The sequence below is a fragment of the Sphingobacteriales bacterium genome (assembly GCA_016706405.1).
GTDB lineage: Bacteria > Bacteroidota > Bacteroidia > Chitinophagales > UBA2359 > BJ6.
In genome coordinates this window covers 172,347-186,916 of the sequence record JADJJT010000002.1, presented here as the reverse complement: position 1 = coordinate 186,916, position 14,570 = coordinate 172,347, and the positions used below count along the sequence as shown (strand labels likewise).

11 protein-coding genes are annotated in these 14,570 nt (G+C 41.8%); 5 read left to right on the top strand and 6 right to left on the bottom strand.

All coding sequences use genetic code 11. From position 1 onward, the window contains the following. Positions 1–12: 12 nt before the first annotated feature. On the bottom strand, positions 13–3,573 hold the full coding sequence (locus tag IPI59_07140; protein MBK7527313.1) for a M36 family metallopeptidase: 3,561 nt from the start codon (positions 3,571–3,573) through the stop codon (positions 13–15). Positions 3,574–3,887: 314 nt separating this feature from the next. Between IPI59_07140 and IPI59_07135 the strand changes: the two genes are divergently transcribed. The 3 genes from IPI59_07135 to IPI59_07125 all read left to right on the top strand — a co-directional run bounded on the left by IPI59_07135 (position 3,888) and on the right by IPI59_07125 (position 6,865). Then, positions 3,888–4,829, top strand: a complete 942-nt coding sequence (locus IPI59_07135; GenBank protein MBK7527312.1) for a bifunctional riboflavin kinase/FAD synthetase — start codon at positions 3,888–3,890, stop codon at positions 4,827–4,829. A 75-nt stretch (positions 4,830–4,904) separates the two neighbouring features. Further along, on the top strand, positions 4,905–6,416 hold the full coding sequence (gene glpK / locus IPI59_07130; GenBank protein ID MBK7527311.1) for a glycerol kinase GlpK: 1,512 nt from the start codon (positions 4,905–4,907) through the stop codon (positions 6,414–6,416). Then, entirely contained in the window at positions 6,404–6,865 is a 462-nt protein-coding gene (locus tag IPI59_07125; GenBank protein MBK7527310.1) for a low molecular weight phosphotyrosine protein phosphatase, read from the top strand. Before glpK ends, IPI59_07125 begins: the two co-directional genes overlap by 13 nt. Positions 6,866–6,928: 63 nt before the next feature. Here the strand turns inward: IPI59_07125 and IPI59_07120 are convergent, their stop codons facing one another. Both IPI59_07120 and IPI59_07115 read right to left on the bottom strand, forming a co-directional pair. Continuing rightward, positions 6,929–7,861, bottom strand: coding sequence for an Omp28-related outer membrane protein (locus tag IPI59_07120; GenBank protein MBK7527309.1), 933 nt, complete (start codon positions 7,859–7,861; stop codon positions 6,929–6,931). A gap of 31 nt (positions 7,862–7,892) precedes the next feature. Next, entirely contained in the window at positions 7,893–9,548 is a 1,656-nt protein-coding gene (locus IPI59_07115; protein MBK7527308.1) for a hypothetical protein, read from the bottom strand. Between the two features lie 312 nt (positions 9,549–9,860). Between IPI59_07115 and IPI59_07110 the strand changes: the two genes are divergently transcribed. After that, positions 9,861–10,433 carry a TlpA family protein disulfide reductase gene (locus IPI59_07110; GenBank protein MBK7527307.1) on the top strand — a complete coding sequence of 191 codons (573 nt, stop codon included), beginning with the start codon at positions 9,861–9,863 and terminating at the stop codon, positions 10,431–10,433. A gap of 117 nt (positions 10,434–10,550) precedes the next feature. On the opposite strand, the gene IPI59_07105 is transcribed toward IPI59_07110, so the two are convergent. Continuing rightward, a complete protein-coding gene (locus IPI59_07105) occupies positions 10,551–11,540 on the bottom strand; it encodes a hypothetical protein (protein MBK7527306.1) in 990 nt (329 codons plus the stop codon). 206 nt (positions 11,541–11,746) lie between these two features. Between IPI59_07105 and IPI59_07100 the strand changes: the two genes are divergently transcribed. Continuing rightward, positions 11,747–12,466, top strand: a complete 720-nt coding sequence (locus IPI59_07100; GenBank protein MBK7527305.1) for a hypothetical protein — start codon at positions 11,747–11,749, stop codon at positions 12,464–12,466. 139 nt (positions 12,467–12,605) lie between these two features. Here the strand turns inward: IPI59_07100 and IPI59_07095 are convergent, their stop codons facing one another. After that, positions 12,606–12,785 (bottom strand): hypothetical protein, encoded by a 180-nt coding sequence (locus tag IPI59_07095; protein MBK7527304.1) that lies wholly within the window; start codon positions 12,783–12,785, stop codon positions 12,606–12,608. Between the two features lie 390 nt (positions 12,786–13,175). Further along, complete coding sequence (locus tag IPI59_07090) at positions 13,176–14,420, bottom strand: Glu/Leu/Phe/Val dehydrogenase (protein ID MBK7527303.1); 1,245 nt, start codon at positions 14,418–14,420, stop codon at positions 13,176–13,178. Positions 14,421–14,570: the final 150 nt, after the last annotated feature.

Sequence of the window (14,570 nt, the reverse complement as noted above, 5' to 3'; positions counted from 1 at the left end):
AATAAATTTAACTTAATTATTAACTACTATTACCAACTGCTGCGCTACTTGCGAAGATGTAATTACCTGAAAAATTAAACACCCTGCCGGCAAGGCACTTGGCAACTGTATTACGTTCGATTGATTGATTATAACAGGTTTTTCGCAGTATAGTTTACCCATGGTATCAAAAATTCGCAGCATTGCTGCCTGTGATTGGCTGTTTATTTGTTGGGTTGATGTTGTTTGTATTATTATTTGCTGCCCCTTGGTTACCAAGTTTGGTTTTACTTGAATTTTTAACGACTCGTTTTCGTTTAGGGCATTGTTTGAGTTATTAGTATTGTCAATCCCTACTGCAAATGGGTGGGCAACAGTATGCTCTTGGGCGCATCCGGAAAAGTTTTCGCTGCTGTTAGCACAAATTTCGGCGGGGTAAATATAGGCATCAATCAGTTCAATATCGTCAATAAGCCAGTTAGCGGGCATTGTTTCGCCATCACTACCCAGCCTAAATCGCCATTGAATAGTTTTGCCTGCGTAGTCGCTAAGGTCAATTTCGGTTAAAATATAGCCCTCGCTATTGCCCGAAAAAGCCAACTGCCCCACTAACGGCGAATTGGCATTAGTAATGACCTGTTGATAAGCATTGCGCAGAAAACTATTATTACTTACGTTCATCCATGGGCTGCCGTCTGCCGAAATCTCCACTATGCCGCCATTTACATAAGATGCTAAATTGTACCAATGCCAAAAACGAAGCACTGGTAAAACTCCGGATAAAGTAATGGGTTGGTTTAAGGTAAGTATTGCTTCGGTTGGACTTTCGGTACTGCCGTTTGCACTAAAATAATTGTTTCCGGAGTGTGCATCCGGGCCAGTTGTTGCTTGCCACGCTCCTCCGGTGCTTTCGTTGGTAAAATTGCCTATGCCGTTTTCGGCACCATCGGTAAACCATATCTGGCTGGTATTGCCCGGCGCAGAGTTTACTTCAAATGAGCAATTTGCCGATGCGCCAGGTGCTAATGTCTGTTCGGGAAAAATTAAGTTTTGGCCATCTACGCTGGGGTCGCCGCAAGTGCTGCTGCCTGCTTTGTAGGTTAGGCCGTTAGCTAAGTTATGGGTAGCTACTACCTGATTTAATGTTTGGGTGCTGCTATTGTTTGTTATTGTAAATTGGTAGGTAATATCGGTGCCGGCAGTAATGGTATGTGGTGCTTGCAAGGTAATTTGTAAGGTTTGGCAAATTGGTGGCAAATCAAAAGCTTGTATGCCATCGGTAGTATTATCGCTACTGCCTTGATTAGCACTAAAGCCCAAGCCACGGCGGGCAAAAACCTGCCAAATAAGGCATTGGTTAGCACCATTATTATTGGCTTGGTCGGCAGCCAAAATAGCATCGCGCCCATCTACAAATCCGGGTTTACAAGGTTGTAATTTCAAGCCATCTATTACTAATTGTATGGCTATATTATTTCCTCCTTTACCTTGGTATATGTCCTCGTCAAAACCATATACGTCCACTAATGCCCAGTACAAATCCCAAAGCATTGCCGTCCAAACCTCGCCCACAAAATGCACTTCGGGGCTTTCTTTAATTCGGTCGTAAGTAATAGGGTTAATGTTCATATCGGTGCTATATGGGTAGGTGCGAATGCCGCCGCCTGCCAACGATTGCCCGTCAGAAAAATTGCCAATACCACGTGCCTGTTTTCCATTGTTTTTGCTATTGGTTGTTAACGCTAAGCCCCAAAAATCACTCCAGCCCTCACCCATTTGCTCGCCACTGTTAAGGCAATCAACCTGAAGGGGGCCGCCTGTTAATCTGTTCGATATGCCGTGCATATACTCGTGGGCAATAATGCCATTGTCTAAGTCGCTATCAAAAGTAATGGTTGTCAGTTCCTTTAAATCAACCGATACAGTTTCGCCTGCTACCATCATTAATTTTATGCTGTCGCATATTGTTTTAGCCATCATGGCGGTAGGAATTTTTGCCTGTCCAAAATCATCACCAAAGGGGCTAACGGGGTCGCCTTCAACATCGTTACATAACAAAACGGCAATGGCTCCGGCCTTTTGGGCGTTTAGGCTTTTATCGAGGGCTTCGCAATTGCCCATATCAATCAAAGCGATATTATCTTTAATGGCATCGGGGTTTATTAAGGTAGCACAGCCTAAGGTTGGGGTCGCGCTGCCGTCATCAACCAAAACTAATTTACCCGATAAAAACTTTGGTGTAATAGGCAAAGGTGGCCCATAAACAGCAGGTGCAATATTGTGTTTGCCTTCTAAAATTTTAGGTGTATTAATGCGCATAACGGTACCCGACTCGTCTTTATACCAAAGCCCCATGTTCATACGTGGTGCTTCTCCGTCTTTGGGGGTATAAAAATTGGCATTATAGGGTGTACTGCCGTCCATTGCATCGGCAAATACAAAATCATTGCCTTCGCCGCCTTTGTCGTAATTGTTCTGCTGAAAATTGCCTGCTTCTTCGGTAAATCCATAATGATAGGCAATATCATGAATAAGATTATTCCAATAAAACAAATTAGTAAGTGCAGCATCTATATTATCAATGGGTACTTTTGCCTCCGGATTATAGGCATAATCGAACACAAAATCGCTGGCTTTGGGCGAGTAGCCCTTATCGTCATTATTGCCATCTTCATCATCTTGCGCCCATACATTATTGCCGCGCGTTATGTCGTATTCAGGGTCGGTATCGCCGTTTACATCGTGCCAGCCATAAGGGGAGGCATCGGCGTTGCCCTCTATCCAAGGGCTGTTTTTAATAGCGCGAGGGCCATGCAAAGGGCTTTCAAGCGGGTAGGGCCATACGTTGTAATCATATTTTTGGCCTTGCTGTTCGGCTGCTTCAAACTCGGTACAAGCATGTTGTTGGGTAGTTGCTTTGGCCAAAGGTGTTAAGGCACAATACGACCCCACTTTGCAATGGTTTACAGCATCGTGCAGGCTTAAAATGTTAAAATCAACGGCATCAACCACAATTTGCCAAACATGATACTGGGGTTGTTGTTGGGTTAAATGAATAATAAAGGCAGGCCGTAGCAAGCTATTATTACCTAATGTAGGTACAGATGCCCAAACTGGCTCAACGAGTATATTTAGGTTTTGCTGGAAACCAACAAAAAATGCTTTAGGATTGGTAGTTTTATTGTTATTGCTGTTAGCTTGAATACGAATTTCGGCATTTTCATCCGGATAATTAAGTTTTACGGCCTTAAAAGCCGCTTGCAGATGGGCAGGCAAAAAAGTATCCGGAAAATTATTAGTAACGCGGTTTGCTATCTGCGAAGCTAATTTATTGCCTACATGCAACACCTTGCCATCGGGTAAAACACTTATGGTAGCATGGCCATCATTTAGCCAATACCCGTGCCAGCCTTGCCTGATATATACCTGCGTTACACCGTTATGCCGGTTGGTGTAGGCATTAACTACGTGCAGTTCGGCAATATCGGCTGCATCTAATCCTAATTTTATTCTATTGTTTTGTAAATACTCAAGGGCTGTTTTTTGGTTAGTTGGGGTGGTTTTTTGGGCTATGAGGGCATTGTTTGCGCACAAACAAATAATTATAACCAAGCAAATTCTTAGTAGAAACAGGTACATAAAGTAGTATTTTAGGATGCAAATAGGTTTTGTAGTGCAAATTTGGCTTATTTATACCAAAGAATGGTATTTTTAGTTGGTATTTTATCTAAGTGTTTTTAATATTCGATTATTTTGGCCACAACGGATTTAGATTTACTAATTTAAATTATACATGCTAAGTATTTTTTTTATACATGCTGGCAAAAAATAATCGAAATTTGCGCTTCCTTGTTTCTTGCCTTGTTTATTTTATAGTTACCTGTTGCTCATGGCATTTTATTTTATTTATGCGTCTATTTAACAGCCTGACCGACTTGCCAGACTTTAAAAAAAGTGTCATTACAATTGGCACTTTTGATGGTGTGCATATTGGACACCAAGAAATTATACATCGAATTAATAGTTTAGCTGCTGCTTATGGCGGCGAGGGTATATTACTCACTTTTCATCCGCACCCACGCACTATATTAAACACTTCTTTTCAACTACAATTATTAACCACCTTGCCCGAGCGACTTAATTTGTTGGCACAACACCAACTCCAAAATGCGGTGGTAGTGCCATTTACCAAACATTTTGCCAATATGTTGCCGGCTGATTTTGTAAAAAAAATTTTAATTAAACATTTTCATCCGGCTTGTATTGCCATAGGTTACGACCATCGGTTTGGTCGCAACCGTCAGGGCGATATTCATTTGCTTTGGCAGTTATCGGGGCAATATGGTTACGATGTATTAGAAATTAGCGAACAACAAATAGCCAAAAATGCCATTAGCTCAACGCGCATCCGCGAAGCACTACTTACCCGAAAACCGCACGAAGCTACCCAACTTTTGGGCTATCCTTATTTTTTAAGCGGCAAAGTAATAAAAGGGCAGCAATTAGGCCGAAAATTAGGTTATCCAACCGCAAATATCCAACCCAGCGACCCCCAAAAGCTAATTCCCGCCGATGGTATTTATGCCTTACAACTTCAGCTTAACAATCAACGAAATTTGTTGGGCGTAGGCAGTATTGGCATTAGGCCTACCATAGGGCAAGGACTGCAGCGCACCATCGAGGTATATATTTTTGATTTTGATGAAACTATTTATGACCAAACGCTAACCCTCAATTTTATAGCTTATTTGCGCCCCGAACAAAAATTTGACAACTTGCCCTTAATGGTGCAACAAATACAGCACGATGTTGCAACAGCAAAACAAGTACTGAGCGCAATAAAGTCCTAAAACATTGACAATAAAATTAGTGTTGTATCTTTGCACAAACCAAATTTGCCCTACTTATATTGTTTGTTTTTGTTTATGCAAAATATTGCAACAACCACCCAAAAGTATATTTTAGCCCTCGACCAAGGCACTACCAGCTCAAGGGCTTTAATTTTTGACGCACAAGGACAAATAGTAGGCATAGCCCAGCAAAATTTTACCCAAATTTTCCCCCAACCGGGCTGGGTAGAACACGACCCTCACGAAATTTGGCAAACACAGCTTACCGTAGCACAAAACGTATTACAGCAAACAGGTATTAAACCAACACAAATTGCTGCTATTGGCATAACCAACCAACGCGAAACAACTTTAATTTGGGATGCCCATACCGGCCAACCTCTTTACAATGCCATTGTTTGGCAAGATAAGCGCACTACCCCCCTTTGCGAGCAGTTAGTGACCAATGGCTTAACTGAATATATCCGGCAAGAAACGGGTTTAATTCCGGATGCTTATTTTTCGGGAACGAAATTAGCATGGCTGCTCCAACATATTCCGGAGGCACAGGCAAAAGCAGAATCCGGAGCAATAAAATTTGGAACCGTTGATACATGGTTGTTGTGGAACTTAACGAAAGGAAAAATTCATGCTACAGACGTTAGCAATGCTTCGCGTACCATGTTGTACAATATCCGGAAAATGGAATGGGACGAAACAATGCTGCGAGCTTTACAAATTCCGGAAACCATTTTGCCACAGGTATTTCCATCATCAAGTGCTACTCGTTATGGCAGCACACACCCAAGCTGGTTTGGTGGGGTAAGTTTGCCCATTATGGGTATTGCCGGAGACCAGCAAGCGGCCCTTTTTGGTCAACAATGTTACCAATCCGGAATGGCTAAAAATACTTATGGCACCGGTTGTTTTATGTTGTTAAATACTGGCACCCAGTTAGTTACCTCGCAACAAGGCCTGCTAACAACTGTTGCCTGGCAGATTTCTAACGCCCCCCCACAGTACGCCTTAGAAGGCAGTGTGTTTGTAGCAGGGGCAGCAGTTCAATGGCTACGCGATGGGCTTGGCTTAATTAACCATGCCGCCGAAACCGAATTTTACGCCAATCAAGTACCCGATACCTTAGGTGTTTATGTTGTGCCCGCATTTGCCGGATTAGGTGCTCCGCATTGGAACATGTACGCACGCGGTGCCATGTTTGGACTTACCCGCGGCACCACAAAAGCCCATATTATTAGGGCAACCCTCGAAAGTATCGCCTACCAAACCCGCGATGTGTTAGAAGCTATGCAAGCCGATGCCAAAATTACCCTCGAGGCCTTGCGTGTTGATGGCGGCGCAACTGCTAATAATTTTTTAATGCAGTTTCAGGCCGATATATTGGGCGTGCCTGTGTTGCGGCCTGCAGTTATTGAAGCCACAGCCTTTGGTGCTGCACTATTGGCCGGATATGCCTTGGGCAATTTTTTTGAAACAAACACCTTTGAAACCAACCAACAGCTACAAATATTTTATCCGAGAATGCCAAACGAACAAAAAACCCAACTTTACGAAGGATGGCAAAAAGCTATAAAACAATGCGTATTTTAATGGTTTGTAAAGGCAATATTTGCCGCTCGCCAATGGCCGAGGGATTGCTAAAGCACCTTTGCCAGCAACAAGCACTGCTATGGCATATTGCCAGCGCTGCCACCGATACCTGGGATTTGGGATGCCCCGCCGATAGCCGCGCAATAGCACAAGCCCGCAAAAACGGTATTGACTTACAAGGTCATGTGGCGCGCCATTTTAAACCCATCCATTTTAATCAGTTTGACTATATTTTAGTAATGGATACCGAAAATTATAGGGCCGTAATTAATAAAGCTCAAACACCCGAACACAAGGCAAAAGTTGATTTTTTGCTCAATTTTGTTTGGCCGCAGCACAATATAATTGTCCCTGACCCCTACTATAACAACCAGTTTGAACAGGCGTGGCAATTAATTAAGCAAGGTTGCGAGGCCATTATTAAAAATTTAGGCCCCCATAATTTATAAAATATTATAAAACACTCAATTTTAGCAACGCAATTGGTATTAAAATGGCAGGTTTGCTTGTGTTTATTCGCCAATATGCCCGTTAGCGGCTTGTATTACCTCTTTAGTGGCACCGTTATAATGGGCAAAAGCAACTAAATGACAATTTTTAGCATTAAAAGTATTAGGTAAAGTGTAGGTAAATTTGCGCACCACTATACGGCCAGCAGTTTGGTCGGAGGCAGACAAGGGGGTACCCTCTGCATTAGTTAGCATTTTGCGCAGTACATGTTTATGTACATAGTCGGTTTTAATGCTATTGTCGGGTTGTGTTTGGTTGGCTACCATACCACTTTCGGTAAGGGTTAGGCTAATTTGAACAGGGTCGGCTACGGTTTCTTTAAAGCGTACTTGCACATAAGCAGTTAGCAGGCGTGTAATAGAATCGTAGGTGCTGTAGGTGTGTACAAATGCGGGCGGCGTGGTGCTTAGTCGTGGCATTACTACACCTCCCCAGCTATTGTAGTTGGGGTTGGTAAGTTGCCCATCTTGATTAAGGCGGTCAATGGCTGCCGAGGGGTAGCCTTCGGGTAGCAATAAAGCATCGTTTAAATAGTTGCCTTCGGGTGTTCTAAATTCGGGGTCGCCGTTGCCAATATTTGGGTTTTCGGCAAAAAAGCCGGCGTGAATACTAATAGCAGCAATTTTGTTTGGATATTGGTCTTCGAGTTGCGCTATAACCTCGGCACCTTTAGGGCAGTTGGGGCATTTAAATCCGGTGAACTCTTCAATCAGTACTACTTTATCCGGAGTATCAATTGGAATTTGCCCAATAAACGTAGTATCTTTAAATATCTTTTCAAATTTGCCACCATTATTACCACCATCACCTGTGTCGGGGTCAAAGTTTATGTATGGCCCTTTTTCATCGCCACATCCGGGCAAAATAGTGGTAAAAGCAATTAAGGCAAAAATGGCAAAAAATGATATTATTATCGGAAATATTTTTTTAAACATACATCGTACTAATTAGTTATTGTTGTTATTTTTAAAAGCTAGTGGTAATATCGAGTTTTACGCCGCTAAATGCAGGTTCGTAGCGGCAAACCCCACCGGTGCAAACTACCCCTGCTGGTTGTTTCACGTAGCTTAATGCAAACCGGCTGGCCCTGCGAGTGTACGAAACAAAAATAGAAGGGTAGTGTAAATTATGGTCGGGGTCAATATTATATAAATCTGATAAAGCAAACGACCATGCCGGAGCTATACTATACTCGGCCAGCACCCAAAACCAGTCGCCTTTGTCTTGTTCGTAGGGTGCATCTTTTTTGCCCAAAAGGCGGCGGTTGCGCTCGGTAAACATGTACGATAGTTCGGTTTTTAACGATTGTTTTTTGGTAAACTTATACACAAATTCGGCAAAGGGTGTAAAGGTGTTTACAAATTTACCTTTTTGTTCAAATACAAATTGGTTATAGTCAACGGCTTGTATGCCAATAGTACCTTTGTATGATTTTCCTTTAGGTTTTATGGTAGCATCGAGGTATATTTCTCTAAACAGCAACGTATCGTCTGGGTTCGTTATATTAGTGGCATTAAAGGTAAAAATTAAGCTGCGTTTAGGCGAGTAGGTAATTTCGGCCTGAAATGCCATTTCGCCTAATGGTTGGGTGGCAGCATTGTAGCGCCCAGCTAAACGATAGGCATTTTGCCGTGCCAAAGGCGGCATAAAATTAATAAGCCCTTTGGTAAAGGTTTGTTGCGGCGAGGTGCGCAGATCAAAATTTTTGTTGCGCCGGCCTTGCACAACTATACCCAACCCCTTGCGCGACCACGACAAACTACTCATTAGCACATAGCCGTTGCTTGGGTTTTTTAGTCTGCCTGCGGTATTGCGTATTACATCTTCGCCTTTATACGCCCCTTCTATATACCAGCTAATATTGCCTACGCTTAACGTATTGTAAAGTGCTACCGCGTTGGTATTGTATTTGGGTACAAAGCGGTCGGCTAACGGATAGCTGTTAATTTCGCTGGCTATACTTAACATGGTTTCGTTGTCAATGGTGCGGCCAAGGTAGGCGATGCCGGGTATAATACTGGCCTTTTTTATTGTCCAGTTGCCTTCTAAATTACCTCCTTTAAGCACAGGGCGGTAGGTGGTAAAAATATTTTTTTCGACGCCCGAAGAAGCCCTGGCATTAAGATGATTATTAAATTTATAGCCCAAGTTTACGCCTAAAATAGCTTGATCAATGCCTAATGGTCTGGCTTCGTAGGCTCTAAAAATATGGCCGGTGGCGTATTGGTCGTAAAAATGGCCGGCGGTAATACTAAAATTTTCAATATGTTTTGATACATACCAACGACCTATACCCTGCCCACTATAGGCCACCGTAGGTGAAAAAATATTGGTATTTTGAAAAAAGTCGAACCGTGCACCAATTTCGTAGCCCTGAACGCGGCAATTTAAGTTGAGCCAGTTTTCGGAGCCAAAAAATAAATAATCGTAAAATGGAACATTAACTGCGCCGCGGGCACTATCAGCAATAAAAAATTTTGTGTTGCTTTGCAAATCGCCCGAAAATTGGGCTTTGTCTTGCGCTACAACCGGATGAAAGGGCAATAATAAACTTCCTCCAAGCAATAAGCAGTTCCATAATACTGCCCATTTTTTTTGAAATTGAATTTGGGTCTTAAACATAAACAAAAGTAAAGCGTCTAAAACAAACAGGATTAAAAGCGTTTGGGTTATGGGGCGAAATATAGAATTTATTATCCGGATTTTGTTAAAAAATGGCAAAATTGTAATGAAATTTCTTTCCGGGGTATTATATCCGGAATTTTTACCCAGATGGCTTTATCTTTGTTCTTTGTTTTTGCTCAACAAACACGCCTACCTATTTTTACTTTTTGAAAAGTTAATATGCTAACAAGTTTTATATACCAATCAAGCCAACTCTCCATGAATTAGCCACCTATTTAAAACACAAAAACATAATATTTTATTTAATTTATGATCTTTTTTCGTTTAGCCGCCTTTGCTTTATTGTTTATTGGTTTTGCCACCATAAACCCTGTCAAAGCCCAAACTACTCAAGCCACTGAAACACCCACCGCCGCTGCCAATCAATTACCCAATATTGAATTGGCCAATACCGATGGTCAAAAAGTAAATATTGCTCAAAATTACGCCCAACCCGGCCGGCTCACCATTTTTAGCTTTTGGGCTACCTGGTGCGCCCCCTGCAAAAAAGAGCTTCGCAATATTGCCGAGGTTTACGATGACTGGCAAACCGACTACGGCGTTAAATTAGTAGCGGTAAGTACTGACGATGCCCGCAGTTCGGCACGTGTTAAGCCCTTGGTTGATGCCGAAAGATGGACTTACGAAGTTCTGTTAGATGTGAACGAAGATTTTAAACGAGCCATCAATGCACAAAGTGTACCGCACACTATTTTAGTAAATGAAAACGGCAAAATTATATTCGAACATTCCGGATATGTTGAAGGAGACGAAGACCATTTAGAAGAGGCAATTAAGGCCTACCATGAAACCGCAAACCCTGACAAAGCCACCGAAAAATAAGAAAAAAATAGCTAATTAAAGCAATAAGCCAGACTGCCTGATTAATTTAAGTTGTGCGGTCTGGTTTTTTATTTTAAGCTTGGTGTTAGCTGGAATCAAGCAGTTTTTAAAAAAAGTTTAAAGAAAAGGCTGCAACTGCCATTTTTTTAACTGATGGTCGTAAATTAAGGTATAAAGTGTTTCCTGTTTTTCGGTGGGGGCAATTAAATTATACTGAAACTCAACGCCATACACTGTCATTTCGCCTTTTTGGTTTATTTTTATTTCGCGGGCTATGTCGTCTCCGCGTGGGCCTGCATCGGCCAGCGATACTTCAAAGCGGGGGTCGTCAGCAAAAGTACCGTTTGGATTTACACCTACTGACCATATTCCGGAGGCACGTATTTTGCCAAAATAAAGTCTTCTTTCTCCGGTAAATGCAGTTACACGTATGCCCATTGCATCAATTCCCGAAAGTTGGTCGATTACTTTTTTTGCACCAACATCAATACTATAAATAACCCCTTTCTCTTCGTTTCGGGTTGAGCCGGCAATTGACGAGGCATACATAATATTATTGGTACACGAATAAGTAAGCGCTACCAAGCCATAAGGGTTTTGCACATGAGGGGTATCTGGCATTGGTAGGGCTAAAAATGTACTCATTTCGCCAGTTTTGCCATCTACAATATATATTGTGTTTTGTTTTTCGAGCGGGTTCTCTAAAATATTAACGCGCGGCGTGGGCACTACATAAACATTGCCTTGCTTATCAAAGGCAATTTTCGACAACCAACCGGCCTTCCTCCAACTTGGGTGCTGGTAAGCGGCCTTGTCGTTGGTTGTGCCATCGGGGTTAATCGGCACCAAAGTTAAGCCCATCTTTTTTTTGTTCGAGGTACTAAAAGCGTAATGATTAGGATCTATATTTGTTTGCGACACAAACGGCGAGACAGTAGTACAAACATCGTCTGTGTAAACCCATTTTATTTTTCCGGAAGAGGCACTACTTTTATTGCCGGATGATTTTTTTGAATTTTTCGAGTCGCATCCGGTTAGTGTTACAAAACTTAGTATCACTAATAAAAAACCAAACAATAAAAACTGAGTTTCAAAATAAGAACGCATTGCATCTAAAATAAATCGAGCAGAATAATTAAGATGTAAAGATACAAAACCAATAACAACTAATAAATAAGTCGTTAAGTTTTTTATGAATTTACAATCGTAATACTTGTCTTAACTTTATTTAAACGGGCTATTGTCAATTTCTCCGGATATTTGGCCTTGTATTGCGTATTTCTTTTTCTTTCTGCTCGTTATTAAGTGTCAATATGCGAATTAATACTACTTGGCGGGGGCAATTACCCGTACGCCTACTGAGGTTTGCAAAGCATTTTACTGTTTTACCCGTAGCACCTGCTACTTTACCGCTGCATAAATTATGGGTTGTGCCTTTATTGTGGATGGGTGGTTTTTTGTGCAAATTACTTGATATTTTAGGGTGGGTAGAGTTAAACCAGGCATTTTGGCAATTATTTAAACGCCAAACCCGCCATTTAACCCCCCTTGAACTGCACGAGGCGCAATTAGTTTACGGCTCAAACACCTTGCCCTGGCAGCAAATACGCATTGACGAATACTCTGTTTTAGCTAAAACAGGGGCTTTTTTCAGGGGCAGCCATCAATTAGGGCTTTGCCTGTTTTATACCATCAATTTTACCCGACCCTTAAATTGCACCCCTGGCAACAGCGATATGAGCTGGCTAATTCACGAGCTTATACATGTGTATCAAATGTATAAATTGGGTAGTGTGTATTTAATTGAAGCTACCTATGCGCAACACACACTTGGCTACAATTATGGCGGCTACGCCGGTTTACAACAAGGCAAACCATTTGCCGCCTTTAACCGCGAACAGCAAGGCGATATTGTACAAGATTACTACGAACTTTTATACGAAAACAGAAGTACCGACCTTAAATTAGCTGCTCAAAGTATTTTACCGCTTTACGAAGTGCTGATAAAACAAATGCGCAGTGGGCAACTATAAAAAAGAGTTGTTTAGCACTGCAGTTCACTCGCTCATTCATTCATTTATCCGGAGGAAGAAAGATGCGGTGTTAAGAAAGAGCAAACTTAATTTACAAGTCAAATAAACCCACTTAGTTTATTATCCGGATTTTATTTATTTAACAGTTATACTCTTCAATAACGGGCTGTGCAATTTGTGTGGGCTGCTCTGAAAATTTAGGGCAGTCACATTTATTGCGTTTTAACACTTTGCAACTCGTTAAACTCAAAAAAACAATTAGCACTAAACTTGCAAATAGGGTTTTGGTGGGTAATAAACACCAGTTTTTAGTTATCATGATTATAAAACAAGTTTATATTTAAAAAACAGATTAAAAAAGCATTACAACGTATTAAGGCTACTAATTTATAGCGGTTTACTTTGTAGCTATGTTGTGGTGGGTATTATGGGAGTTGAATTTTTGGGTAAACTCGGGGCATTCTTTACAACGCCCCTGCTTACTTGCCCTACACCCAGAGGCGAACAAGGATACTAAAAAAATAGTAAAACAAAAAAAGTAAAGAAGAGATTTGTTAACTTGTTTCAAGGTAAAATTAGTTATTAATATTAGTTAATAAGACAAGATACAATTTATAAAATCAATAATATCGCCTTACTACAACTAATAACTCTCGATAAGGTTTTTAGTTTAAACGTCAGAAACGAAAAAAAGGCTGTTTTATTGTATTTATTTAGCTAATTTTTTTAAGGCTATGTTTAAGGCAGTTTCACTAAAGCCTGTATTTTGTGGGTTTTGAGCAAATATCGTTTCTATGGCTCGGCTAACAGTTTGTTCTGTATCATTAAAAATAGCTTCGTCGCTAATAGCTGCATTTGGTTGCATCAGGTAGGCAAATACCCGCGCCATGCCGCAGTTTGCTATAAAATCGGGGATTAGTGCGCATTGGCCATCAACGTATTGACTGGTTGCGCCCCAAACAAGGTCATTATCGGCAAATGGGTCGTTGGCACCGCACGAGATACATTGCAGGCCTGCTGCCAGCATGCGGTCTAAATGGCTGCGCTGTACGAGTTTTGAAGCGGCTGCCGGAATAAAAATATCGCAGGGGGTATCCCAAATAAAAGGCAGCACTTCGGCGGCGGGTTTAACTTTGGGCATAATGGGCGAGAGGTTCATTTGGTCGCGACGCACAAAAAGGTCGTGTACTTCGGCAAAATTAAGGCCATTTGGGGCAATTAGTCCGTGGTGCAAATCGGCAATAGCTGTTATAAGTGCGCCTTCTTGAGCTAAATAATAACCCGCCGCGCCGGCAACATTACCCCAGCCCTGCACTATTACCCGTTTATTAACCAAACTCGATTTATGGTACAGCCGGTAATAATGTTTTACGGATTGAGCTACGCCGTATCCGGTAATCATGTCGGCAACGCAAAACTTTTTATTAATTACCTTGGGTGCAAAACGTTCGTCTTCAATAATTTTTGACACGCCCTGCCGCAATTGCCCTAAAAGTTTAATTTTATCGCCGCTGCGCGATGGGTTTATATGGCCATTTACTACGCCCTCTTGGGGGTGCCAAAGGCCAAAATCTTCGGTAATGGGTATTACCTGTTTTAGTTCGTCCACGTTAAGGTCGCCGCCGGTGCCGTAATATTGTTTCAACAAAGGGGTAACGGCCATAAACCAACGGCGCAACACCTCATCTCGGCGAGGGTCGCTGGGGTCAAAATTAATGCCCGACTTTGCCCCACCAATTGGCGGCCCCGAAACGGTAAACTTTATTTCCATTACTTTTGCCAAGGCAATTACTTCCTCGCAGTTTAAGCCCTTGCGCATACGGGTACCCCCACCGGCAGCCCCTCCACGCAACGAGTTAATAACCACCCACCCCTCGGCATCCGTTTCCAAGTCGTGCCATTCAAAAATAATTAACGGTTTTTTGCTTTTATACTGCTCTAAAAGATTATTTATTGCCATAAAAATTTGGTTTTACACATTACGAAGGGCAAAGATACTAGTTAGATGGGTTGGCAGCTATTTTAAGACTGAATATTTTAAGGGATGTGTTGCAACAACGCTAAACCTGCCATCTAATTCCGGAATAAAAAGGTTTATAACTAT

What these genes read in the sequence shown, in the direction of transcription:
- IPI59_07115 (MBK7527308.1), bottom strand. Translation starts at nt 9,548, where the DNA reads ATGTTTAAGACCCAAATTCAATTTCAAAAAAAATGGGCAGTATTATGG.
- IPI59_07105 (MBK7527306.1), bottom strand. Translation starts at nt 11,540, where the DNA reads ATGCGTTCTTATTTTGAAACTCAGTTTTTATTGTTTGGTTTTTTATTA.
- IPI59_07095 (MBK7527304.1), bottom strand. Translation starts at nt 12,785, where the DNA reads ATGATAACTAAAAACTGGTGTTTATTACCCACCAAAACCCTATTTGCA.
- IPI59_07120 (MBK7527309.1), bottom strand. Translation starts at nt 7,861, where the DNA reads ATGTTTAAAAAAATATTTCCGATAATAATATCATTTTTTGCCATTTTT.
- glpK (MBK7527311.1), top strand. Translation starts at nt 4,905, where the DNA reads ATGCAAAATATTGCAACAACCACCCAAAAGTATATTTTAGCCCTCGAC.
- IPI59_07100 (MBK7527305.1), top strand. Translation starts at nt 11,747, where the DNA reads ATGCGAATTAATACTACTTGGCGGGGGCAATTACCCGTACGCCTACTG.
- IPI59_07125 (MBK7527310.1), top strand. Translation starts at nt 6,404, where the DNA reads ATGCGTATTTTAATGGTTTGTAAAGGCAATATTTGCCGCTCGCCAATG.
- IPI59_07135 (MBK7527312.1), top strand. Translation starts at nt 3,888, where the DNA reads ATGCGTCTATTTAACAGCCTGACCGACTTGCCAGACTTTAAAAAAAGT.
- IPI59_07110 (MBK7527307.1), top strand. Translation starts at nt 9,861, where the DNA reads ATGATCTTTTTTCGTTTAGCCGCCTTTGCTTTATTGTTTATTGGTTTT.